The following is a 21,725-nucleotide window of genomic DNA, read 5'->3' on the forward strand; positions in this document are numbered from 1 at the left end:
TAGGAGCCCACTGCGAGGCCCTACCGGGGTGCTACTCGCCCGCGGCGATCAGACCTGACTCGTACGCGAAGACGACCGCCTGGGCCCGGTCGCGCAGGGCGAGCTTGGCCAGGATGCGGCCCACGTGGGTCTTCACCGTCTGCTCCGCGACCACGAGGTCCGCCGCTATCTCCTGGTTGGACCGGCCGCGGGCGATCAGCCGCAGCACGTCCGTCTCGCGCGGCGTCAGACCCGTCAGTGCCGTGGGCCGCGGCGGCCGGGCCTGGGGGCGGGCCGCGAACTCGGCGATGAGCCGGCGGGTCACCGAGGGCGCCAGCAGGGCCTCGCCGGCCGCGACGACCCGGACCGCGTGCACGAGGTCCGCCGCGGGGGCGTCCTTGAGCAGGAAACCGCTGGCCCCGGCGCGCAGGGCCTCGTACACGTAGTCGTCGAGGTCGAAGGTGGTCAGGATCAGCACCCGGACCGACGCGCCCGGGGTCAGCAGCCGGCGGGTCGCCTCCAGGCCGTCCATGACCGGCATGCGGACGTCCATCAGCACCACGTCCGGGTCGAGCCGGCGGGCGGCCGTGACCGCCGCGGCGCCGTCCGGGGCGCTGCCGACCACGAGCAGGTCGGGCTGGGCGGCCAGCAGGGCGCCGAAGCCCTCGCGGACCATGGCCTGGTCGTCGGCGATCAGGACCCGGATCATTCAGACCTCCGTCAAGGGCAGCCGGGCCGCGACCCGGTAGCCGCCGTCCGGCGCGGGGCCGGCCTCGAGTGTGCCGCCGAGCAGGGCGGACCGTTCACGCATCCCGACCAGCCCGTGCCCGGGCCCGTCGGCTGCGGCGAGGGCCGCCGCGCCCGGATCGTTGCCGACCTCCACCCATAGCGCGTCGGCAGTGCCGCGGACCGAGACCCGCACCGGGCCGCCGGGCGCGTGCCGGGCCGCGTTGGCCAGGGCTTCCTGGACGATCCTGTACGCCGCGAGCCCGACCGCCTCCGGCACCTCCGCGACGTCGTCCTCGGCCAGCGTGACCTCGACCCCGGCCCGCTGAGCGGTCTCGACGAGCGCCGCCACGTCGGACAGCCCCGGCTGCGGCGTACGCAACGACTCGTCGGTCTCCGCGCGCAGCACACCGAGCAGCCGCCGCATGTCGCCCAGCGCCTCCCGGGCGCCCGCCGCGATGGTGCCGAACTCGGCCCGGGCCGGCGCGGTCAGGTCCGTGATCCGGTACGGCGCGGTTTCCGCCTGGACGGCGATCATCGACATGTGGTGGGCCACCACGTCGTGCATCTCCCGGGCGATCCGGGCGCGTTCCTCCAGCACCGCCCGCCGGGCCTGCTCCAGCTCGGTCAGCTCGGCCTGGCGGGTCAGCTCGGCCCGGCTGCGCCGGCGCCGGGACACCAGGTCACCGGCGAGGCCCATCGCCACCAGGAGCATCACGACGCTCCACATGTTGTCGCGCGGGGCGTACGCCACCACCGGCACGATGGTCAACGCGGTGACCAGGGCGATGACGGCCGACTCCTCGTGGCGCACCAGCGCGGCCAGCACGAACAGGAAGCCGAAGATCTGCACCGGCGACCAGGGCCAGGGCTCGTCCGGGGTGGCGCCGAGGATGCCCAGGAACAGCAGGGGATAGGCCAGCCGCCAGGCCAGCAGTGGCCGGCGCACGGCGACCACCACCGGCAGCACCGCCCAGAGCGCCAGGGCGCCGGCGACGAACCGGTTGAGGTCGCGGTTGTCGAGCAGGTAGGTGGCGTTCACCAGGGCCAGGCCGACCAGGGCGAGCAGGGCCACCGGTACGCCGTACAGCCGGATCCTGGCCCAGCGCCGGGTCCGGGCCGGCGGCTGCCGGCGGTCCGGGCCCAGCAGCACCCGGCGCAGGGGACCGGTCAGCTCCATCCCGGCAGGCTACGGTGACCGGCGCCGGCCCGTCGTGCCCCTGCGGGATGATCTCTGTGTCCTACTCAGGTATGACAAGGGGTGGGCTTCGTCCTACCAGCAGGTAACGCCTAGTCTGCGAGCGGTCTGTTCCTCGAGCGAAGGAGTACGCGTGGCCCGCACCGTGTTGGTGACCGGAGGTAACCGCGGCATCGGCCTGGCCATCGCGCGGGCCTTCGCCGAGCAGGGCGACCGGGTCGCCGTCACGCACCGTGGCAGCGGCGCGCCCGAGGGGCTGTTCGGGGTCCAGTGCGACATCACCGACTCGGCCGCCGTCGACGCCGCCTTCACCACCGTGGAGCAGGAGCTGGGCCCGGTCGAGGTGCTGGTCGCCAACGCCGGCATCACCGACGACACGCTGCTGCTGCGGATGAGCGAGGAGCAGTTCAGCCGGGTGCTGGACACCAACCTGACCGGTTCGTTCCGGGTCGCCAAGCGGGCCAGCAGCAAGATGCTGCGGGCCAAGTGGGGCCGGATCATCTTCATCTCCTCGGTCGTCGGCCTGTACGGCGGGCCGGGCCAGGTCAACTACGCGGCCAGCAAGGCCGGGCTGGTCGGCATGGCCCGCTCGATCACCCGTGAGCTGGGCAGCCGTAACATCACGGCGAACGTGGTGGCGCCGGGCTTCATCGACACCGAGATGACCGACGTGCTGTCCGAGTCCCGCAAGGCGGAGATCCTCAAGGCGATCCCCGCCGGACGGCTCGCGGCGCCGGACGAGGTCGCCCGGGCGGTGACGTTCCTCGCCGGGGACGGCGCGGCGTACATCTCGGGCGCGGTCATCCCGGTCGACGGCGGCCTCGGCATGGGTCACTGAGACCGCCCGCTCATCCAGCTCAGCGAAACGGAGAAACGAAAGTGTCTGGACTGCTCGCCGGCAAGCGGCTGCTCATCACCGGCATCATCACCGACGCGTCGATCGCGTTCTCGGTGGCGAAGATCGCCCAGGAGAACGGCGCGACGGTCGTGCTGACCGGCTTCGGCCGCATGTCGCTGGTGGAGCGGATCGCCAAGCGGCTGCCCGAGCCGGCGCCGGTCATCGAGCTGGACGTGACCAACCCGGAGCAGCTCGCCGGCATCGCCGACAAGGTGCGCGAGCACGTCGACGGGCTCGACGGCGTGGTGCACTCGATCGGCTTCGCGCCGCAGAGCTGCCTCGGTGGCGGGTTCCTGGACGCCCCGTGGGAGGACGTCGCCACGGCGCTGCAGGTGTCGACGTACTCGTACAAGTCGCTGGCCACCGCCTGCCTGCCGCTGATGGGCCCGGGCGGCAGCATCGTCGGCCTGACCTTCGACGCGACCAAGGCGTGGCCGGTCTACGACTGGATGGGCGTGGCCAAGGCGGGCCTGGAGTCGGCCTCCCGCTACCTCGCGCTGCACCTGGGCAAGCAGGGCATCCGCAGCAACCTGGTGTCCGCCGGGCCGCTGCGCACGATGGCCGCCAAGTCGATCCCGGGCTTCGAGCAGTTCGAGGAGGCCTGGGCCGAACGCGCGCCGCTGGGCTGGGACCTGAGCGACCAGGAGCCGGCCGCGCGGGCGGTCTGTGCCCTGCTGTCCGACTGGTTCCCGGCCACCACGGGCGAGATCGTGCACGTCGACGGCGGGTATCACGCGCTCGGCGCCTGAGCCCGTGGCGGGGGTGGCTGTGGGCCACCCCGCCGGGCGAGGGAGTATGGAGCGGTGGCGTACGACGCGTTCCTTCTGCTGTCCTTCGGTGGCCCCGAGCACCCCGACGATGTGATGCCGTTCCTGCGCAATGTGACGCGCGGGCGGGGCATCCCCGAGGAACGTCTGGCCGAGGTGGCCGAGCACTACTACCACTTCGGCGGCGTCTCGCCGATCAACCAGCAGTGCCGTGACCTGTTGGCGGCGGTGACGGCGGACTTCCGCGCGCACGGCATCACGCTGCCGACGTACTGGGGCAACCGCAACTGGCAGCCGATGCTGGCCGACACCATGGCGCAGATGCGCGACGACGGCATCACGTCGGCGCTCGGCTTCGCCACCAGCGCGTACGGCGGCTACTCCTCCTGCAAGCAGTACTGGGAGGACATCGCCCAGGCCCGCGCGAAGGTCGGTCCGGGCGCGCCGGCCGTGGCCAAGCTGCGCCAGTTCCACGACCACCCGGGCTTCGTCGCGCCGCACGCCGACGCGGTCACCGCCGCCCTGGCCCAGCTCGACCCGGCCCGCCGGGCCAGCACCCGGCTCGTGTTCACCGCGCACTCCATCCCAGTGTCGATGGCCAAGACCGCCGGTCCTGACGGCGGCCGGTACGAGGCCCAGCTGCACGAGACCGCCGCGCTGGTGCACGCCGCCGCCGCTCCCGACCTGCCCTGGGACCTGGTCTGGCAGAGCCGGTCCGGCCCGCCGCAGGTGCCGTGGCTGGAGCCAGACATCAACGACCACCTGACCGCGCTGGCCGAGAAGGACGTCACCGACGTCGTGGTGAGCCCGATCGGCTTCGTCTCGGACCACCTGGAAGTGCTCTGGGACCTGGACAACGAGGCCCGGGACACCGCCGCCGAGCTCGGCCTGGGCTACGCCCGCGCGGGCACCCCCGGCACCGACCTCCGGTTCGTCACGATGGTCCGTGAGCTGGTCGAGGAGCGGACGAACGGCGTCGGCCGGGAACGGCTCGGTACGCTGCCGGTCTGGGACCAGTGCCCGGCCAACTGCTGCCCGCCCCCGCAACGCCGAGGAGCCTCATGACCGAGCGCAAGGCTGTCGAGAGCTGGCTCACCGACATGGACGGGGTCCTCGTCCACGAGGGCGAGCCGGTCCCCGGTGCACCCGAGTTCGTCAACCGGATGAAGCAGTCCGGCAAGCCCTTCCTCATCCTCACCAACAACTCCATCTACACCCCCCGCGACCTGCAGGCCCGGCTGGCCCGGATGGGCTTCGACGTGCCCGAGCAGTCGATCTGGACGGCGGCGCTGGCCACCGCGCAGTTCCTGGCCGACCAGCGCCCGGGCGGCACGGCGTACGTGATCGGCGAGGCCGGCCTGACCACGGCGATGCACGCGGTCGGTTACGTGCTGACCGACTACGCCCCGGACTACGTGGTGCTCGGCGAGACCCGCACGTACAGCTTCGAGGCGATCACCAAGGCGGTCCGCCTGATCAACGACGGCGCCCGGTTCATCTGTACGAATCCGGACCCGACCGGACCCTCCAACGAGGGTGCCCTGCCGGCGGCCGGCTCGGTGGCGGCGATGATCTCGAAGGCGACCGGCGTCGACCCCTACTTCGTGGGCAAGCCGAACCCGATGATGATGCGCTCGGCGCTGAACGTGATCGGCGGGCACAGCGAGAGCACGGCGATGATCGGCGACCGGATGGACACCGACGTGCTGTGCGGCCTGGAGGCGGGGCTGGAGACGATCCTGGTGCTGACCGGGATCAGCACGCGGGCGGAGAGCGAGCGGTACCCGTACCGGCCGTCGCGCATCGTGGACAGCGTCGCCGATCTGATCGCCGAGATCTGAGGCTGCGTGCACGGCACGGCCGCTCCCGCGTACGGGAGCGGCCGCGGGCCCGCGATCAGCAGGCCGTGGACGACCGCATCCGGTAGGCCACGATCTTGATGATGCCGCTGGTGACGGCGTGGTTGCCGGCCGTCCAGTCACTGCCGGCGCGGATCCACTTGCCCTGCGACTCGTTCCACGTCCACCGCTGGGCGCAGTAGCCCGAGCCGATGTAGACGCCGCCGGCGTGCGGCCAGCCGAGGCTGGTGGTGTAGGCACCGGACGGCAGGACCTCGTCGTATCCCGAGGAGCGGTAGTCGTAGAGCACGCCGATCCCGACGCTGCTGCCGTTCAGGATGGCCTTGGCTGTGCTGGCCGCCTGCGCGGGTGCGGCTCCGGTCAGGGCGGCCGTGACCGCCAGCAGAGCGGCGACGATGAGCTTTCGCATGTGCACGTCCTTGGGTGAGTCGGGGCGGTCAGCAGTGGTACGGGTAGATCTGCACGAAGTAGTTCCCGGCCAGCCGGAACCGGTTGGGTCCCCGGAAGTCGCTGCCGGCCGGGTTCCAGGTCCCGGGCTGGCCGGTGGCGGAGGTGTACCGCGCGGCGCAGTAGCCGGAGCCGATGTAGACCCCGCCGGCGTGCCCCCAGCCGAGGTTGTAGTCGGTCCAGTTGCCCGAGGGCAGGATCCGGTCGTAGTTCGACCCGGACGTCCGCCAGTTCTGCAGCACACCGAGGCCGACCGACCCCGAGTTGTAGATGCCGTAGACGCTGGTCGGAGCGGCCTGTGCGGGGGCGGCGCCACCCAGCAGCAGTGGGATGGCCAGGGCCGCGGCGACAGCGGCTCCGACGAGACGTTTCACGAACACAGATAGCTCCTCACGGTGGATGGGGTTCGGTGGCCGGCCGCCCTCCATGCTGGACAGACGAAGCGCCGGGCGGAACGCCCATCCGTCCCCGGACAGCGGTTTTCTGTCCCCCGCAGACAGATAATCCGGTGCTGGCACAATGAACGCCGTCGATTCCCGGGGGTGACGTTCGTGCCGGAACCGCTGGCGCCATGGTGGAAAGAAGCTCACGACGCCGCGCGGCTGCTGGCCTCGAACCTCGAGGCGGCAGCGGCCCACGCGAGCCGCGACGGCGTCTACACACCGCCGCCGGGATCACCACCGCCGCGCCGCCGGCGCCGGCCGGGATCCCTGCGCCACCTGGCCGAGGTCATCCGCAGCCGGCGCCTGGCCCCCGGTGTCTCGGTCGACAAGGACATCGTCGCGGGCGTCCTCGCCGGGGAGCTGCGCTACATCACCGAACCGGTCCTCGTCACCGCGGTGGCCCGGGCGGCTCACCTCATCGCGCGGGTGCCCTTCGACGAGGCCGACGCCGAGCGCCTCGCCGTGGCCTGCGCCCATGTCGCCGCCCTCGTGGAGGCCGCGGAGGAGGCCGACCGGCGGGCACCGAGCCTGCTGCCCGCCGCGCGCAGTGGCGGCACCCCGCAGCCTGCCGAGCCGGCCCGGACCGCCGACGACCCGGATCTCCGCGACGGGCCGGTCATCATCGACGCCACGTTCACCACCCGCCGTCCCCGGCGTCATCGGGCGGTGCTGGCCGGCGTCGTCCTGCTGGTCCTGACTCTCGCCGCGGCGGGACTGGTCGTCGCCACCCGCGGCGAGGAGCCGGCCGGCGACGAGCCGGCCGGCGAGGCCGCGTGCCGGTCGGACACCACCGACGACGACGTCATCGTCGACACGCCCCGGGTCTTCGACGACGACCTCGCCACCCGGCTGAGCCCCACGCTGGACTTCGACCAGATGAACGGCTCCGCGCGCTACGCCCGCCACCAGGGCCGCACGTACTACTGGGGCCGGGCCGGCTCGGACGACCACGACCCGCACTCCGGCGGCGCCCGCGTCCGCTGGCGCGCCGCGGCCGGGCAGTGGCACAGCTGCCCGGCGCCGCTGGCCGTGACCGAGCGCGGCTACGTGCACACCCCGGCGGTGGCCACAACCATCGGCGGGCAGCCGGTCACCGTGCAGATCTGCCTGTGGCGCGACACGCTCCGCCGGGAGAACTGCACCCCGGAGATCCGCAACGGCTGACCCGGACGCCCGCGGGATCAAGGAGCCGCCAAGAGTGCCCGGCGGCGCGTCAAGATCGCGTCAAGATTCGCCGTGCCGGCGCGGGGCGGGGCTTCACTGGGCCCGTGCTGACCACTGTGAAACGCGTGCTGGTGGGTCCTCCGCTGCGGAGTGACCGCCTCGGTGAGACCCTGCTGCCCAAGCGGCTGGCGTTGCCGATCTTCGCCTCCGACCCGTTGTCGTCGGTGGCCTACGCCACGCAGGAGATCCTGCTGGTGCTGACCCTCGGCGGGCTGGCCTACCTGTACGTGGCGCCGTGGGTGGCGGTGGCCGTGGTGGTGCTGCTGGCCGTGGTGGTGGCGTCGTACCGGCAGGTGGTGCGGGCCTATCCGAGCGGCGGCGGGTCGTACGAGGTGGCTTCCCGGAACCTGGGCCGCTCGGCCGGTCTCGTGGTCGCGGCGGCGCTGATGGTCGACTACGTGATGACGGTGGCCGTGTCGGTGGCCGCCGGGGTGGACAACATCATCTCGGCGGTGCCGTCGCTGCAGCCGCACCGGGTGCTGATCAACGTCGGCTTCGTGGCGGTGCTGACGGCGATGAACCTGCGGGGGGTGCGCGACTCGGGCAAGACGTTCGCCTGGCCGACGTACCTGTTCATCGCCGGGATCCTGGTCCTGGTCGCGGTCGGGCTGGGGCAGGTCGTCGCCGGTGATCCGCCGGTGGCCGAGTCGGCCGGCTGGCAGGTACGCCCGGAGCAGGTGGGGCTGACCGGGCTGGCGCTGGCGTTGCTGACGCTGCGCGCGTTCGCCTCGGGGTGCACAGCGCTGACGGGCGTGGAGGCCATCTCCAACGGGGTGCCGGCGTTCCGGGTGCCGAAGGCGGAGAACGCCGCCCGCACCATGCTGGCCATGGGCGTCACGGCGATCACGATGTTCGCCGGACTGACCGCGCTGGCCCTGATCACCAAGGTGCGGGTCGCCGAGAACACCTGCGACCTGATCGGCTTCCCCGGCGACTGCACGTCCGACCCGCAGCGGACGGTGATCGCCCAGGTGGCCGCGGCGGTGTTCGGCGGCGGCGCCGGGTTCTTCCTGATCCAGGCCCTGACCGCGCTGATCCTGATCCTGGCGGCGAACACCGCGTTCAACGGCTTCCCGCTGCTCGGCTCGATCCTGGCCCAGGACCGCTACCTGCCCCGGCAGTTGCACACCCGCGGCGACCGGCTGGCGTTCTCCAACGGCATCATCGTGCTCGCGCTGATCGCCGCCGGCTTGATCTGGGCGTACGACGGTTCGGTGACCCGCCTGATCCAGCTCTACATCCTCGGCGTGTTCACCTCCTTCACCCTCAGCCAGGCCGGGATGGTGCGGCATTGGAACCGCGCGCTGGCCGGGGAACGCGACCCTCGCGTCCGCGGGCGGCTGCACCGGTCCCGGGTGATCAACGCCGTGGGCTGTGCGCTCACCGGGCTGGTGCTGCTCATCGTGCTGGTCACGAAGTTCACCCACGGCGCCTACCTGGTGGTGATCGCCGTGCCGGTGCTGTACGCGCTGATGCGCGCGATCCGCGCCCACTACGACCGGGTCAGCGCCGAGCTGGAACCCGAGCCGGGCGGGGTGGTCATGCCGGCCCACGTGCACGCGGTGGTGCTGGTCTCCCGGGTGCACCGGCCCACCCTGCAGGCGCTGGCGTACGCCCGGGCGACCCGGCCGGACACGCTGGCCGCGGTGACCGTGGCGATCAGTCCCGAGGACGTGGCGCGGCTGCGGCAGGAGTGGGCCGACCGGGAGCTGAACGTGCCGTTGACGGTGCTGGAGTCGCCGTACCGGGAGATCACCAACCCGGTGCTGGACCACGTCGTCCGGCTCCGCGCCGAGGGCCCGCGCGACCTGGTGGTGGTCTACCTGCCCGAGTACGTCGTGGGTCACTGGTGGGAGCAGCTGTTGCACAACCAGAGCGCGTTGCGGCTCAAGGCCCGGCTGCTCTTCCAGCGCCGCGTCATGGTCGTCAGCGTGCCCTGGCAGCTGGAGTCGAGCCGGCACAAGCCGCACCGGGACCCGGTTGCGGCCGGTCGGCGCCGGTCGTAGCCCCCGATCGGGTACACCTGAGCATCATGGGAACCTCAGCAGGGCCGGCCGGTCGGCGCCGCCGGGCGTGGCGGCGGGCCGGCACCGGCGTCGCGGTGGCAGCGGCCGGGCTGACCGCGGCCAGTGCCGTGCTGGTGCCCGCCCGCGGTGACCTGTCGCTGGCCGGCGTGGTCCTGCTCTATCTCGTGCCGGTGGTCATCGCCGCCATGGTCGGCGGCTGGGTGCCCGCGGTGGCCGCCGCCGGCGTCGCAGGCCTGCTGGTCAACTACTTCTTCATCGTGCCGCTGCACACCCTGGCGGTCGAGACGGCCGACGACGTCGTCGTGCTGGTCGTCTACGCCGGGGTCGCCACGGTGGTGAGCCTGGCCGTCGAGCTGGCCGCCCGGCACCGGGCCACCGCCGAGCGCCGGGACGCCGAGGCGGCCCTGCTCGCCGCGGCCAGCACCCAGCCGATCGAGCGAGCCTCGCTGACCCGGCTGCTGGAGCAGGTCCGGCTGACCTACCGGATGGACACCGTCGCGCTCACCGACGACGGACGCACGGTCGAGGAGGTCGGGCCGCCGCCGCGCGGCGAGCCGGTGCTGTCCGTCGCGGCCGGGGGAGGGGTGCGGCTCATCGGGTGGGGGCCGCAGCTGTTCGCCGAGGACCGGCGGGCCCTGCAGCGCCTGGCCGCCACCGCGGCCCGGACTCTGCAGACCCAGCGGCTCGCCGGTCAGGCCGCCCGGGCCGAGGAGCTGGCCCAGATCGACCGGGTCCGGGCCGCGCTGCTCGGCGCGGTCGGCCACGATCTGCGTACGCCGCTCGCCGGGATCAAGGCCGCGGTGTCGAGCCTGCGGCAGTCCGACGTCGAGTTCAGCGCGGACGACCGGGCCGAGCTGCTGGCCACCGTGGAGGAGTCCACCGACCGGCTGACCACTGTCGTGGACAACCTGCTGTCCCTGAGCCGCCTGGAGGCCGGGGTGCTGTCCGTGCACTCCGGCCCGACCGCCCTGGACGCCGTCGTGGCCCGGGCCGTCATGATCACCGACACCCACGGCGTCGCCGTCGACGTGGACATCCCCGACGACCTGCCCTGGGCCGAGGCCGACGCCGGCCTGCTCGAACGCGTCGTCGCCAACCTGCTGTCGAACGCCGTCGCCGCGACCCCGGCCGGACGGCCGGTCGTGATCCGTGGCCGCGCCGAGGACGACCGGCTGCGGCTGCTGGTGATCGACCACGGTACGGGCATCGCGGCCGCCGACCGGGACCGTGTCTTCGCGCCGTTCCAGCGCCTGAACGACCAGGCCGGTGCCGGGCTCGGTCTCGGCCTGGCCATCGCCAGAGGTTTCACCGAGGCCCAGGGCGGCACGCTGACCCCGGGCGACACCCCGGACGGCGGACTGACCATGACCATCACCCTGCCCGTCGCCGCTGTCCGGCCGGTCACCCCGTGACCCGGATCCTGCTCGTCGACGACGACACCCACCTGCTGCGCGCACTGCGGATCAACCTCGCCGCCCGTCGCTACGAGGTCGTCACGGCCGCCGACGGCACCACCGCGCTGGCGCTGGCCGCCCGGACCCCGCCGGACCTGGCGATCATCGACCTGGGCCTGCCCGACCTCGACGGCGTCACGGTCGTCGAGGGACTGCGGGGCTGGACCCAGGTCCCGATCATCGTGCTGTCGGCCCGGGACAGCGAAGCCGCCAAGGTGGCTGCCCTCGACGCGGGCGCTGACGACTACGTCACCAAGCCGTTCGGCATGGACGAGCTCCTCGCCCGGATCCGGGCCGCTCTGCGCCGCGCCACCCCCGGCACCGACATCGCCGTCATCACCACGGCCGACTTCACCCTCGACCTGGCCGCCAAGCGGCTCACCGGCAGCTCCGGGGAGCCGGTCCGGCTCACGCCGACGGAATGGCATCTGCTGGAGGTGCTGGTCCGCAACCGCGACAAGCTCGTCGGGCAACGGCAGCTGCTGCAGGAGGTGTGGGGGCCGGCCTACGAGACCGAGACCAACTACCTGCGCGTGCACCTGGCCAACCTGCGGCGCAAGATCGAGCCGCAGCCCGCCCGGCCCCGGTACCTCATCACCGAGCCGGGCATCGGCTACCGCTTCACCGCCTGACCACCGCCCAAATCCGACTCGGGCGGTCCTGGCCTTCACGGCTCGCGCTTCACGTACGCCTTCCCCGACCTGCGTGGCTACGGCGAGCGCCGTGACATCCCGGGCGCGTACACGATCGCGGAGGCCGCCGCCGACATGCTGGCGGTGGCCGACGAGGTCGGCTGGGATCGGTTCTCGCTGGTGGGCCACTCGATGGGCGGCATCGTGGCGCAGCGGGTGCTGGCCGACGCGCCGGACCGGGTCGAGCGGCTGGTGGGCATCAGCCCGGTGCCCGCCAGCGGCGTGCCCTTCGACGAGCAGGGCTGGGCGCTGTTCAGCGGGGCCGCCGAGACGCCGGCCAACCGGCGGGCCATCATCGATCTCACCACCGGCAACCGGCTCGCGGGCAGCTGGCTGGACCGGATGGTGCAAGCCTCCTGGGCGAGGCGGCGATGCGGGGGACCTGGCTGGCCCACTACCCGAACGCCCGGCTGGAGGTGCTGGCCGACGCCGGCCACTACGCCATGGACGAGACCCCGGTGCGCCTGGTCACGCTGCTGGACGCATTCCTGTCAGCAGAGCGGTGAGCACCCGGGTCAGCCGCGGCCCGACCTCCACGACGGCGTGCGCCAGCCGCGGGTCCTCGCGGTAGAGCGCGCTGACTTCGGGGCCGGGCGTCGCCATCTGCCACAGCGCCCCGGCCATGCTGGTCGCCGTCGCGATGACGTCGACGCTCTGCTCCTCGGTGAGCCCGAGCAGCCGGTGCAGCTCGGCCCGGATCGCCTCCACCTCGGTGAGGGTGACGAGCTTGAACGCGCGTACCGACTCGATGGACACGTTGCGTTCCAGGTTGAGCGGGGCCTGAGCGAGCAGGTCGCAGAACATCGGGCGCTCCACCAGGCTGCCGGCCAGCACGCCCGCCACCGCGGCGGCCTGCGGCGGGCATTCCCGCAACGCCGCGCACAACGCCGCCGACCAGTCCCGCCAGCCGGCGGCGGTGAGCCTGAGGAAGATCTGCTCCCGGGTCTCGAAGTACCGCAGCAGGGCGGACTTGTGCATGCCCACCGCCTCGGCGATGTCGGTGAGCGTCACCTGCCGGATGCCGCGCCGGGCGCCGAGCTCGGTCGCGGCCGCCAGGATGGCCGCCTCGCGCTGCTCCTTGGCGGCGGCGGAGCGGGCCCGCTGGAATGAGGTGCTCATCACTGGCCAATCTTAACGCAACCGTGTTTTGTTAAAGGCATGACACAGACATGGTTCATCACCGGATCCTCCCGTGGCCTCGGCCGCGCCCTCGTCGTGGCCGCCCTGGAAGCCGGCGACCAGGTGGTCGCCACCGCCCGCCGCCCCGAGCAGCTGGCCGACCTCGCCGACAAGTACGGCGACCGCATCCTCACCCTGCCCCTCGACGTCACCGACGCCGCCCAGGTGGACGAGGCCGTGGCCGCCGCGATCGCCCGCTACGGCCGCCTCGACGTGGTCGTCAACAACGCCGGATACGCCAACGTCGCCCCCATCGAGACCGGCACCGAGGCCGACTTCCGCACCCAGTTCGAGACGAACTTCTGGGGTGTCTACCACGTCTCCCGGGCGGTCATCGCGCCGCTGCGGGCCCAGGGCGGCGGCACCGTCGTGCAGTTCTCCTCGATCGGCGGGCGGGTCGGCGGCTCGCCCGGCATCGCCAGCTACCAGGCGGCCAAGTTCGCCGTCGACGGCTTCAGCCGGGTGCTCGCCACCGAGACCGCGCCGTTCGGCATCAAGGTGCTGGTCGTCGAGCCCAGCGGCTTCGCCACCGACTGGGCCGGCTCGTCCATGTCCGTCGACACCATCCCGGCCGACTACGACACCACCATCGGCGCTATGCACCGCCGGGTCCGCGCCGGGGCCGGTGGCGCGGCCGGCGACCCCGACCGGGCCGCGGAGATCATCGTGCGGACGGTCAAGAGCGGCGCCGCCCCCACGCACCTGCTGCTCGGCGTGAACGCGAGCGAGATGGCGCTGGACTACTCCCGCCGCCAACTCGACGAGGCGGGCGCGTGGCAGGACGTGAGCCGGTCGGCGGACTTCGGTCAGCCGTACCCGGCGGAGCTGCCGGTGCGGCCGGGCAGCTGAGCGCCCGCCCCGATCTGGCAGGGTGGTCGCATGGCACTGTCATGGGACGAGTCCTACTTCGGGCAGCTGCGGGCCCTGGCCGGCAACGGCCGCACCCTGATCAGCGTCGGCTCCCGCTGCGTGCTGCGCGACGACGCCGGCCGGGTGCTGCTGGTCCGCCGGTCCGACAACGGGACCTGGGCGCTGCCCGCCGGGATGATGGAGCTGGGCGAGTCGCTGCGCGACTGCGCGGTGCGCGAGGTACGGGAGGAGACCGGCCTGGAGGTCCGCGAGCTCACCCCGTTCGCGGTCTACACCCGGTCCCCGGAGCGGGGTCCCGACATGTACGGGCACACGTACCAGCACATCACCATGACGGCGCGGATCGACGCGTACGAGGGGGAGCTGGTGCGGGCCACGGACGAGACCACGGACGCCGGCTGGTTCGCGCCCGGTGCCCTGCCCGAGCCGCTGCGTGAGGGTGTCCGGCGTACCCTGACCGACCTCGCGGCGTTCGAGACCGCGGGCACCTTCACCCTGGAGTGACGACAGTGGGACTGTCCTGGGAAGAGTCGTACATCGGTGGCCTGCGCACGCTGGCCGGCGACGACCGCGTGCTGATCTCGATCGGCGCGCACGGCGTCGTCCGCGACCCGGACGGCCGGATCCTGCTGATCCAGCGCTCCGACGACCGGACCTGGGCCCTGCCGGGCGGCACGATGGAGCTGGGCGAGACCCTGCGCGAGTGCGCAATCCGGGAGGTACGCGAGGAAGCCGGCCTGGTGGCGCGGGACGTCACCCCGTTCGGCCTCTACACCCGGGCCCGGGACTGGTACCCGAACCCGTACGGGCACAGCTACCAGTACATCTCGCTGATGTGCCGGGTCGACGGCTACGACGGCGAGCTGGAGAAGGTGACCGACGAGAGCGTGGACGCGGGCTGGTTCGCCCCGGACGCGCTGCCGGAGGGCTCGGGCGGCCTGGTGCTGCGGGCCCTGCAGGACCTGGCGGCGTTCGAGACGAAGGGCACATTCGCGCTGGACTGAGCCGCGGCGGCCGATCAGGGGAGAGATTCCCTGGATGGTCGGTCTCGGTCTGTTCACCCACTCCGTGGCGGGCTCGGCCGCCGCAGGGCTGCCGGCCGGTTCGGCCGCCCGTCTGGATCTCGAGCGGCTCGCCGCCGTCGCGCTCTGGGCGCCGCTGGTCGTGGCGCCGCTGGGTGTGCTCATGCAGATGTCGGTGTGGAGCAGCATCGTCCGGGTCCTGCGGCTCGACGCCGGCGTGATCAAGTCGGCCGCCGGCGGGGACCTGAGCCCGCGGATGCCGGTGGTGGGCAAGGACGAGCTGGGTCAGATGGCCGAGGCGTACAACGCGATGATGGACCGCTTCCAGGACACCGTGGCCGGCATCCGCCGGGCCGTCGACGAGGTCACCTCGTCGGCCGGCAGCCTGCGGCAGGCCAGCAGCACGATGACGGCGGCCGCCGACGCCACCGCCACCGAACTGGAGACCGTCGCCCGTTCGGCCGCCCGCACCAGCGACGAGGTCGGGGCCATCGCGGAGGGCACCCGGCAGATGCGCCGGGCGATCACCGAGATCAGCGTCAACACCACCGACGTGTCGCGGATGACCGACGAGGCGGTGACCGGGGTGACCCGGGCGACCGGCAACGTGACCCGGCTGCGGGACTCCAGCCAGGAGATCAACGACGTGCTGCGCAGCATCAACGCGATCGCGGCGCAGACCAACCTGCTGGCGCTGAACGCCACGATCGAGGCGGCCCGGGCGGGCGAGGCCGGGCGCGGCTTCGCGATCGTGGCCGGCGAGGTCAAGGACCTGGCCCAGGCCACCGCCGCGGCGACCGAGGAGATCGCCCGCCGGATCGAGGGCATCCAGCACGACACCGGCGAGGCCGTGGACGCGGTCAGCGGCTTCTCCGCCATCATCGGCGCGATCGCTGAGCATCAGGTCACCATCGCCGCGGCGGTCGAGGAGCAGAGCGCCACCACGGGCACGATGGTCGAGGGCGCGGGCACGGTCAGCGGCGGCACCGAGCAGATCAGCCTGGCCATCGGCGCGGTCAGCTCGGCGGCGGCCGAGGTGCGGGGCGCGGCGGAGGAGACCCACCGCGCGGTCGGCGACCTCACCGGTACGGCGGACCGCCTCAACAGCCTCGCGGCCGTCTTCCGTTCCTGAGGGGCAGCCGACCGGCGGTTACATGCCCGCGGCGACCTGGGCGAAGTAGCGGTTGGCGACCCGCGTGTGCAGGTCGAAGCCCAGCGCCTGCGGACTGTGCAGCACCTCCCGGCCCAGCGCCTCCTCGTTGGGCACCACGGGCGGCAGTTCGTCCTCCGAGGACAGCGCCGGGAGCAGGCCGAAGATCAACAGGGTGCCGTCCGGGGCGCTGATCGTGTCGTACAGGCGTACCGTCTCGGGGTCGGTCCGCAGGCCGACCTCCTCGCTCAGCTCGCGCGACGTCGCCTGCTGCCAGGTCTCGCCCGTCTCGATGAAGCCGCCCGGCAGGGCCAGGGTGTCGCGGGCCGGCGGGATGCCCCGGCGCACGACCAGCAGGCCGCCACCGACCGGCTGCACCGCGACGGCGACCGGTTTCGGATTCAGGTAGCTGGTCTCGCCGCACGCGCCGCAGCGGCGCGGCCAGGGCTGTTCGGGCACGAAGCGCGCGCCGCAGAACGTGCAGTGCGCGTATCTGTCAGGCATGCAGCGGGGCATTGCAGGCCGCGACCAGCGCTTGCCGGCAGGCCGTGGTCAGCGGGCGCAGCGCCGCGTCGCGCTGCTGCGCCTCGTAGCCGTTCACCGCGCCGCCGGGGGCGTTGTGCTCGGCCAGCACCAGGACCTGGTCGAGGATGCTGGCCCGGGCGAACAGCCGGCGCGAGCGCGGGTCGAAGCCCGGCGGCAGCGTCGCGGTGCTCTCCGGGCGGCGCAACGCCTGCAGCGCGCCGGCCAGCTCGGGACGCCACTGCGCGACGTCCAGGCGGGTCAGCTGGGTCGTCGCCTCGGTCAGGGCCGTGGTCAGCTCGATCTCCGCCTCGGCCGGGCCCATCTGGAACGTCGGCTTGAACGCCGGCACCGGGTAGAAGCGCCACAGCACGGTCTCGAACTCCACGCCCGAGCCGGAGGTGTGCCGGCGCAGCTCGGGCACCACCCCGAACGACGGCGTCACCACGGCCTCGCCGGCCAGCAGCGCCGCGCCGGTGAGCTCGCCCGGGCCGGGCAGCCCGCGCGGGTCGCCGGGGGCCGGCAGCACCAGCCGGATGTCGTCGGGGTGCAGCTTGGCGAACGCGGGCAGCGCGCTGCTCAGCGGCACGTCGGTCCACGTGCCGGGGGCATCGGCGACGAGGTGCTCCTCGTCGCCGGCGATCTCGTCGGCCAGCTCGTCGAACGGGACGAGGCCGGCCCGCCAGGCGCGTACCCACGCCACGAACCGGGTGGACCGGCGTGCCGTGAGTGTCGCCGCATCTGCTGCGGGGGACATGCGAGCAAGGGTACGTGCCGTCCGCCTGGCTTGTCTCGGTCGGAGCGTCGGAAGCGGCGTGTCCGTCCGCAGGGTTTAACGTGCCTGACATGTATGGGGAGGATGTGCTCTCGGGGAACTGGCGGCGCCGCAAGGTGGTGCCCGAGGTGGACGCCGAGCCTGACCTGGTGGTCGAGGACGTCGACTCCGGTTTCTGCGGTGCGGTCGTCGGCTTCGAGCTCGGGGCGGTCGTGCTGGAGGACCGGCGTGGCAAGCGTCGCAATTTTCCGCTCGAGCCGGCCGCGTTCCTGCTGGAGGGCCAGGTGGTGACCCTGCGCCGGCCGGCCGGCAAGCCTGCTGCGGCGGCCCGGCAGCGGACCGCCTCCGGGTCGGTCGCGGTCGCGGGGGTACGCGCCCAGGTCGCCAAGGCCAGCCGGATCTGGGTCGAGGGCGTGCACGACGCCGCCCTGGTCGAGCGGATCTGGGGCGACGACCTGCGCATCGAGGGCGTGGTGGTGGAGCCGCTGGACGGTATCGACGACCTGGCCGGCGCGGTCCGTGACTTCCGGCCGGCCCGCGGGCGCCGGGTCGGTGTGCTGGTCGACCACCTCGTCGCCGGGTCCAAGGAGAGCCGGATCGTGGCCGCGGTCACCGACCCGAACGTGCTGATCACCGGGCACCCGTACATCGACGTGTGGCAGGCGGTGAAGCCGGAGCGGGTCGGGCTGAAGGCGTGGCCGGTGATCCCGCCCGGACAGCCGTGGAAGGAGGGCGTCTGCCGGGCCGTCGGCATCGCGCAGCCATACGAGATGTGGCGGCGCATCCTCAGCAGCGTGAACAGCTACAAGGACGTCGAGACGCCACTGATCAACGCGATGGAACGGCTCATCGACTTCGTCACCGAGCCGAGCTGAGCAGCGCCTCGGCCAGCGCGGTCCGGACGTTGAGCACGCTGCGGCCCTGCCGGTGCGCGGCGACCAGCCCGGCCGCCCGCAGGGCACTCAGGTGCTGGGAGACGCCGCCGGCGGTCATGCCGGTGCGCCGGGCCAGCTCGGTGGTGGAGCTGGGCGCGTCCAGCTCGACCAGCAGCCGCGTACGGCCCCGGCCCAGCACCGCGCCCAGCGCGTCCGTGCTCTCCCGGCGCGGCTCCCACAGCGTGGCCACGCCCCGGGCCGGATAGGCCAGCTGCGGCACGTCATCGGCGAAGATGCTCAGCACCGCCGGCCAGACGAACACCGACGGCACCAGGACCAGGCCGGCGCCGTCGCTGACGTCCTCGGCGGTGCAGTAGCGCTTGCTGATCGACAGCGTGCCCGCCTCCCAGCGGACTCGCTCGTGCAGGTCGTTGAGCAGACCGGCGGCGCCGTCCTCGGCCAGGGCCCGGGCGCGGGCGAAGATCTCGGCGTCCAGCAGCAGCTGGATCCGCGGCCAGTCGGGCGCGACGGCGGTGTGCCAGAACGCCTCGATCTCGGTGCTCAGGCGGGCCAGGCCGGTGGCGGGGTCGGCGTACAGCTCGCGCACGGCGGGCGGGCGGTGGCCGTACAGGTCGAGGTGTTGGCGGACCACCGCGGCGGGCGTCGCCCGCAGCCGGGCGAGCTCCGCGCCCAGCTCGGGGGTCAGGCCCACCGGCGGGGGCGTCAAAAAATCCGGGAGGTACGCCGGTTCGCGCGGCACCAGCTCCCACAGCAGCGTGTCGCGCGGCACAGCGACCCGGCGCACCCACGGCAGGTGGACCGCATGGCTGCCCGGATCGCGCAGCACCCGGATCGCCGCGACGACCTCCCAGAGGCAGGACACGGCGAAGCGGATGCGCGCCACGGCACCGGCCGACAGCCCGATCGCCACCATGCGGACCCCCGACGTTTCAGCTCCAGCTGAATCATTATCGCGACCGGCCCGGCCCGCCGACACTGGCCGCATGACCGACTTCCGTGACCTGCACGTGCCCGGCAAACCGCTGATCCTCGTCAACGCCTGGGACGCCGCGAGCGCCCGCGTGGTCGAGGCCGCCGGTGCGGCCGCCGTCGCCACCACCAGCGCCGGAGTGGCCTGGAGCCTGGGCGCGCCGGACGGCGACGCCCTGGACGCGTCCGCCGCCGTCGCGGCGGTCGCGCGGATCACCGCGGTGGTGTCGGTGCCGGTGACCGCCGACATCGAGAAGGGGTACGGCGACGTGGCGGAAACGGTCCGGCGGGTCCACGCCGCGGGTGCCGTGGGCGTCAACCTCGAGGACGGCGCCACCGCCGAGCCGGACCGGATCGCCGCCGCCCGGGCCGCCGCGCCGGAGCTGTTCCTGAACGCGCGCATCGACACGTTCCTGGCCGGCGTGGGCGGGCTCGACGAGACGGTCGAGCGGGCCACGGCGTACCTGGCGGCGGGCGCGGACGGCATCTTCGTGCCCGGGGTGACGGATCCGCCGACCGTCGCCGCGCTGGTCGACCGGATCGACGCCCCGGTCAACGTGATGGCCGGACCCGGCGCGCCCGGCCTGGCCGAGCTGGCCGCGCTCGGCGTGGCCCGGATCAGCCTGGGCTCGTCCGTCGCCCAGGCCGCGTACGGGCTGGTGGCCCGGGTCGCGGCGGCGGCACTGGGCGACGGCGGCTACGGCGAGCTGGCCGGCGCGGCCGACTACGGAACGCTCAACGCCCTGCTCACGCCAGGTGCATCGGGTCGCGGCTGAACAGGAACGTGGCGATGTCCAGCCGCTCGACCGCGCCGTCCGGGCCGCGCAGCACGGTCAGCACCTCGCCGGTGTTCATGCCGGCCGTGCCCCGCCAGCGGTCCCGCGACTCCCGGACGAACCGCCACGGCGGCTTCTCCGGCGCGGTCACCTGCCGCATCACCAGGCCGGGACCGTCGGCGAGCACCTCGTACTCGCGGCCCATCCACCACCAGCGGCCGCACAACTGGGCGACATCGGCGTCGGCCGGCGGTGCGGGGCGCCACGGCTCGGCCGGCACCGGCTCGTGGTCCAGCACCGTGGTCAGCACCTCCAGGGCCAGCGCGCGGATGCTGCTGCCGCGCAGGCCGTACGAGTTGGCGAAGGCGATCACGCCGGTGCGGCTGGGCCGGTGCACGGCCAGCTGGGAGTTGTAGCCGGGCATCGAGCCGCCGTGGCCGACGTACACCCGCTCGCCGACGCGCATCAGCTCCGGGCCCAGCCCGTGCCCGGCGGTCCAGGCGTCGTCCTGGATGACCACCGGGGTGCACATCTCGTCGACGGTCTCCCGGCTCAACACGGCCGGCGCGGGATCGGCCAGGAACGCCGCCCACTTGGCCATGTCGGTCACCGTCGACCAGAGCTGCCCGGCCGGGGCCATCGCACCGGCGTCCAGCCGCGGCTCCTCGTGCAGGCTGTCGTCGAGCTCGTGCACGACGTACCCGCGGGCGTACGGCTCGACCGGCGCGTACGTGGTCCGCTTCATGCCCAGCGGGTCGAGCACCCGCTTGCCGACCAGGTCGGTCCAGGACTCCCCGGTGACGCGCTGCAGCACCGCACCGAGCAGCCCGTAGGCCAGGTTGGAGTAGTGGTAGGTCCGGAACGGCGGCCCGGCGACCTTGTCGGCCAGCTCGGCCAGCAGCTGGTCGACGTCGCCGCCGGCGCTGCGTTCCCACCAGGGCCCGTCCGGCTCGCGTTGCAGGCCGGAGACGTGCCCGAGCAGCTGACGCAGCGTCAGCCCGCCCACCGAGGTGCCCGGCAGGTGCCGGTAGAGCAGGTCGTCGAGGGCGAAGAACCCCTCGTCGCGCAGCTGCATCACCATGGTGGCGGTCAGCGTCTTGGTGATCGAGCCGAGCCGGTACTGGGTCTTGGGGTCGGGCGGCGGGGTCTCCCCGGCGCCGGTGAAATGCAGCAGCGAGCGGTCGCGGACGACCGCCAGCGCCACGGACGGCGCGCGGCCCGCGGACTGCGCGCGGGCGACGATCCCGGTGACGCGTCGGCCGGTTTCCGGCAGCAGGGACACGGTGGGCCTCTCTCGGACGGGGACGGTCCAAGGTTTAACTGAACGGCGCCGATCTGGCTACGGAAGAACCCGACGTGACGCGACGTCGCCGTGCGAGCGCAGACGTGTCACGATCTGGGTATGGAAAGCGTTCTCTGGATCGTCCTCGCCATCGCCCTCGCGATCGGCGAGGCCTTCACCGCGACTTTCCTGATCATCTTCTTCGCCGTCGGCGCTCTCGCCGCGGCCGGTGCGGCGGCTCTCGGCGCCCCCGTGCTGCTGCAGGCGATCGTGTTCGCCATCGTCTCCGGTCTCTCCGTCGCCGCGATCCGGCCCATCATCATGCGGCACGCGAAGTCGGCCGCCGAGACGGGCGACACGCCGTTCGGCATCGAGGCCATCGAGGGGTCGCAGGCGACGGTGCTCGAGGAGGTGACCGCCGACCACGGGCTCGTGAAGATCGACGGTGAGCTCTGGACGGCGCGCTCCTTCGACGGCGACGAGAAGTACGCGCCCGGCGACCGGGTCCGGGTCATCAAAGTGAAGGGCGCCACGGCGATCGTGTGGCGCGACGAACATCCGAACCTCTGA

25 protein-coding genes and 1 pseudogene are annotated in these 21,725 nt (G+C 73.1%); 17 read left to right on the top strand and 9 right to left on the bottom strand.

Annotated elements, in window-relative coordinates; all coding sequences use genetic code 11:
• Nucleotides 1–31: 31 nt before the first annotated feature.
• The gene (locus tag ACQP2Y_RS11200; protein ID WP_433727001.1) at nt 32–688 is read right to left on the bottom strand and encodes a response regulator; all 657 of its coding nucleotides are present in this window, start codon (nt 686–688) and stop codon (nt 32–34) included.
• Entirely contained in the window at nt 689–1,885 is a 1,197-nt protein-coding gene (locus ACQP2Y_RS11205; protein WP_433727003.1) for a sensor histidine kinase, read from the bottom strand.
• A 151-nt stretch (nt 1,886–2,036) separates the two neighbouring features.
• On the opposite strand from ACQP2Y_RS11205, the gene ACQP2Y_RS11210 reads away from it, so the two are divergent.
• The 4 genes from ACQP2Y_RS11210 to ACQP2Y_RS11225 are packed head-to-tail and all read left to right on the top strand — an operon-like array spanning nt 2,037 to nt 5,409.
• Nucleotides 2,037–2,741: a beta-ketoacyl-ACP reductase gene (locus ACQP2Y_RS11210; protein ID WP_433727005.1), complete on the top strand. Its 705-nt coding sequence runs from the start codon at nt 2,037–2,039 to the stop codon at nt 2,739–2,741.
• A 41-nt stretch (nt 2,742–2,782) separates the two neighbouring features.
• The gene (gene fabI / locus ACQP2Y_RS11215) at nt 2,783–3,550 is read left to right on the top strand and encodes an enoyl-ACP reductase FabI (RefSeq protein ID WP_212992990.1); all 768 of its coding nucleotides are present in this window, start codon (nt 2,783–2,785) and stop codon (nt 3,548–3,550) included.
• Between the two features lie 54 nt (nt 3,551–3,604).
• Nucleotides 3,605–4,633, top strand: a complete 1,029-nt coding sequence (locus ACQP2Y_RS11220) for a ferrochelatase (RefSeq protein ID WP_433727008.1) — start codon at nt 3,605–3,607, stop codon at nt 4,631–4,633.
• A complete protein-coding gene (locus ACQP2Y_RS11225; protein ID WP_212992989.1) occupies nt 4,630–5,409 on the top strand; it encodes an HAD-IIA family hydrolase in 780 nt (259 codons plus the stop codon). Before ACQP2Y_RS11220 ends, ACQP2Y_RS11225 begins: the two co-directional genes overlap by 4 nt.
• Nucleotides 5,410–5,464: 55 nt before the next feature.
• Here the strand turns inward: ACQP2Y_RS11225 and ACQP2Y_RS11230 are convergent, their stop codons facing one another.
• Together ACQP2Y_RS11230 and ACQP2Y_RS11235 are read right to left on the bottom strand one after the other, a co-directional pair.
• Nucleotides 5,465–5,836, bottom strand: a complete 372-nt coding sequence (locus ACQP2Y_RS11230; protein WP_433727010.1) for a hypothetical protein — start codon at nt 5,834–5,836, stop codon at nt 5,465–5,467.
• Nucleotides 5,837–5,864: 28 nt separating this feature from the next.
• On the bottom strand, nt 5,865–6,254 hold the full coding sequence (locus tag ACQP2Y_RS11235) for a hypothetical protein (RefSeq protein ID WP_433727012.1): 390 nt from the start codon (nt 6,252–6,254) through the stop codon (nt 5,865–5,867).
• Nucleotides 6,255–6,425: 171 nt separating this feature from the next.
• Here ACQP2Y_RS11235 and ACQP2Y_RS11240 point away from each other — a divergent pair, with 171 nt between their 5' ends.
• The 6 genes and pseudogenes from ACQP2Y_RS11240 (at nt 6,426) to ACQP2Y_RS11265 (ending at nt 12,220) form a co-directional block, all read left to right on the top strand.
• Complete coding sequence (locus ACQP2Y_RS11240) at nt 6,426–7,481, top strand: hypothetical protein (RefSeq protein WP_433727014.1); 1,056 nt, start codon at nt 6,426–6,428, stop codon at nt 7,479–7,481.
• A gap of 104 nt (nt 7,482–7,585) precedes the next feature.
• Complete coding sequence (locus tag ACQP2Y_RS11245; RefSeq protein WP_433727016.1) at nt 7,586–9,547, top strand: APC family permease; 1,962 nt, start codon at nt 7,586–7,588, stop codon at nt 9,545–9,547.
• A 26-nt stretch (nt 9,548–9,573) separates the two neighbouring features.
• The gene (locus ACQP2Y_RS11250) at nt 9,574–10,980 is read left to right on the top strand and encodes an ATP-binding protein (protein ID WP_433727018.1); all 1,407 of its coding nucleotides are present in this window, start codon (nt 9,574–9,576) and stop codon (nt 10,978–10,980) included.
• Complete coding sequence (locus ACQP2Y_RS11255; protein WP_433727020.1) at nt 10,977–11,654, top strand: response regulator; 678 nt, start codon at nt 10,977–10,979, stop codon at nt 11,652–11,654. The genes ACQP2Y_RS11250 and ACQP2Y_RS11255 overlap by 4 nt, the downstream gene beginning before the upstream one ends.
• Nucleotides 11,655–11,723: 69 nt before the next feature.
• Nucleotides 11,724–12,089 (top strand): annotated as a pseudogene (locus ACQP2Y_RS11260) (alpha/beta hydrolase); the annotation flags it as partial.
• On the top strand, nt 12,086–12,220 hold the full coding sequence (locus ACQP2Y_RS11265) for an alpha/beta fold hydrolase (protein ID WP_433727022.1): 135 nt from the start codon (nt 12,086–12,088) through the stop codon (nt 12,218–12,220). The pseudogene ACQP2Y_RS11260 and the gene ACQP2Y_RS11265, both read left to right, overlap by 4 nt.
• Here ACQP2Y_RS11265 and ACQP2Y_RS11270 read toward each other — a convergent pair.
• Entirely contained in the window at nt 12,183–12,833 is a 651-nt protein-coding gene (locus tag ACQP2Y_RS11270) for a TetR/AcrR family transcriptional regulator (RefSeq protein ID WP_433727024.1), read from the bottom strand. The two genes, ACQP2Y_RS11265 and ACQP2Y_RS11270, sit on opposite strands and share 38 nt — an antisense overlap.
• A 39-nt stretch (nt 12,834–12,872) precedes the next feature.
• On the opposite strand from ACQP2Y_RS11270, the gene ACQP2Y_RS11275 reads away from it, so the two are divergent.
• From ACQP2Y_RS11275 to ACQP2Y_RS11290, 4 genes are read left to right on the top strand one after another with little or no spacing between them, the layout of a single operon-like run.
• Complete coding sequence (locus tag ACQP2Y_RS11275; protein ID WP_433727026.1) at nt 12,873–13,742, top strand: SDR family NAD(P)-dependent oxidoreductase; 870 nt, start codon at nt 12,873–12,875, stop codon at nt 13,740–13,742.
• A gap of 30 nt (nt 13,743–13,772) precedes the next feature.
• A complete protein-coding gene (locus ACQP2Y_RS11280; RefSeq protein ID WP_433727028.1) occupies nt 13,773–14,267 on the top strand; it encodes an NUDIX domain-containing protein in 495 nt (164 codons plus the stop codon).
• A 5-nt stretch (nt 14,268–14,272) separates the two neighbouring features.
• Entirely contained in the window at nt 14,273–14,767 is a 495-nt protein-coding gene (locus ACQP2Y_RS11285) for an NUDIX domain-containing protein (protein ID WP_433731900.1), read from the top strand.
• Between the two features lie 34 nt (nt 14,768–14,801).
• On the top strand, nt 14,802–15,917 hold the full coding sequence (locus ACQP2Y_RS11290) for a methyl-accepting chemotaxis protein (RefSeq protein WP_433727030.1): 1,116 nt from the start codon (nt 14,802–14,804) through the stop codon (nt 15,915–15,917).
• Nucleotides 15,918–15,935: 18 nt separating this feature from the next.
• Here the strand turns inward: ACQP2Y_RS11290 and ACQP2Y_RS11295 are convergent, their stop codons facing one another.
• Together ACQP2Y_RS11295 and ACQP2Y_RS11300 are read right to left on the bottom strand one after the other, a co-directional pair.
• Nucleotides 15,936–16,439: an NUDIX domain-containing protein gene (locus ACQP2Y_RS11295; protein ID WP_433727032.1), complete on the bottom strand. Its 504-nt coding sequence runs from the start codon at nt 16,437–16,439 to the stop codon at nt 15,936–15,938.
• Nucleotides 16,432–17,214, bottom strand: coding sequence for a hypothetical protein (locus ACQP2Y_RS11300; RefSeq protein WP_433727034.1), 783 nt, complete (start codon nt 17,212–17,214; stop codon nt 16,432–16,434). The genes ACQP2Y_RS11295 and ACQP2Y_RS11300 overlap by 8 nt, the downstream gene beginning before the upstream one ends.
• A gap of 89 nt (nt 17,215–17,303) precedes the next feature.
• Between ACQP2Y_RS11300 and ACQP2Y_RS11305 the strand changes: the two genes are divergently transcribed.
• Complete coding sequence (locus ACQP2Y_RS11305; protein WP_433727036.1) at nt 17,304–18,107, top strand: DUF3097 domain-containing protein; 804 nt, start codon at nt 17,304–17,306, stop codon at nt 18,105–18,107.
• Here the strand turns inward: ACQP2Y_RS11305 and ACQP2Y_RS11310 are convergent.
• The gene (locus ACQP2Y_RS11310; protein ID WP_433727038.1) at nt 18,091–19,041 is read right to left on the bottom strand and encodes an ArsR family transcriptional regulator; all 951 of its coding nucleotides are present in this window, start codon (nt 19,039–19,041) and stop codon (nt 18,091–18,093) included. The two genes, ACQP2Y_RS11305 and ACQP2Y_RS11310, sit on opposite strands and share 17 nt — an antisense overlap.
• Nucleotides 19,042–19,111: 70 nt before the next feature.
• Here ACQP2Y_RS11310 and ACQP2Y_RS11315 point away from each other — a divergent pair, with 70 nt between their 5' ends.
• On the top strand, nt 19,112–19,873 hold the full coding sequence (locus ACQP2Y_RS11315) for an isocitrate lyase/PEP mutase family protein (RefSeq protein WP_433727040.1): 762 nt from the start codon (nt 19,112–19,114) through the stop codon (nt 19,871–19,873).
• Here the strand turns inward: ACQP2Y_RS11315 and ACQP2Y_RS11320 are convergent.
• Nucleotides 19,845–21,155, bottom strand: coding sequence for a serine hydrolase domain-containing protein (locus tag ACQP2Y_RS11320; RefSeq protein WP_433727042.1), 1,311 nt, complete (start codon nt 21,153–21,155; stop codon nt 19,845–19,847). The genes ACQP2Y_RS11315 and ACQP2Y_RS11320 overlap by 29 nt on opposite strands.
• Before the next feature lie 120 nt (nt 21,156–21,275).
• Here ACQP2Y_RS11320 and ACQP2Y_RS11325 point away from each other — a divergent pair, with 120 nt between their 5' ends.
• The gene (locus ACQP2Y_RS11325; RefSeq protein WP_433727044.1) at nt 21,276–21,725 is read left to right on the top strand and encodes an NfeD family protein; all 450 of its coding nucleotides are present in this window, start codon (nt 21,276–21,278) and stop codon (nt 21,723–21,725) included.

The organism is Actinoplanes sp. CA-051413 (genome assembly GCF_050955795.1).
Taxonomy (GTDB): domain Bacteria; phylum Actinomycetota; class Actinomycetes; order Mycobacteriales; family Micromonosporaceae; genus Actinoplanes.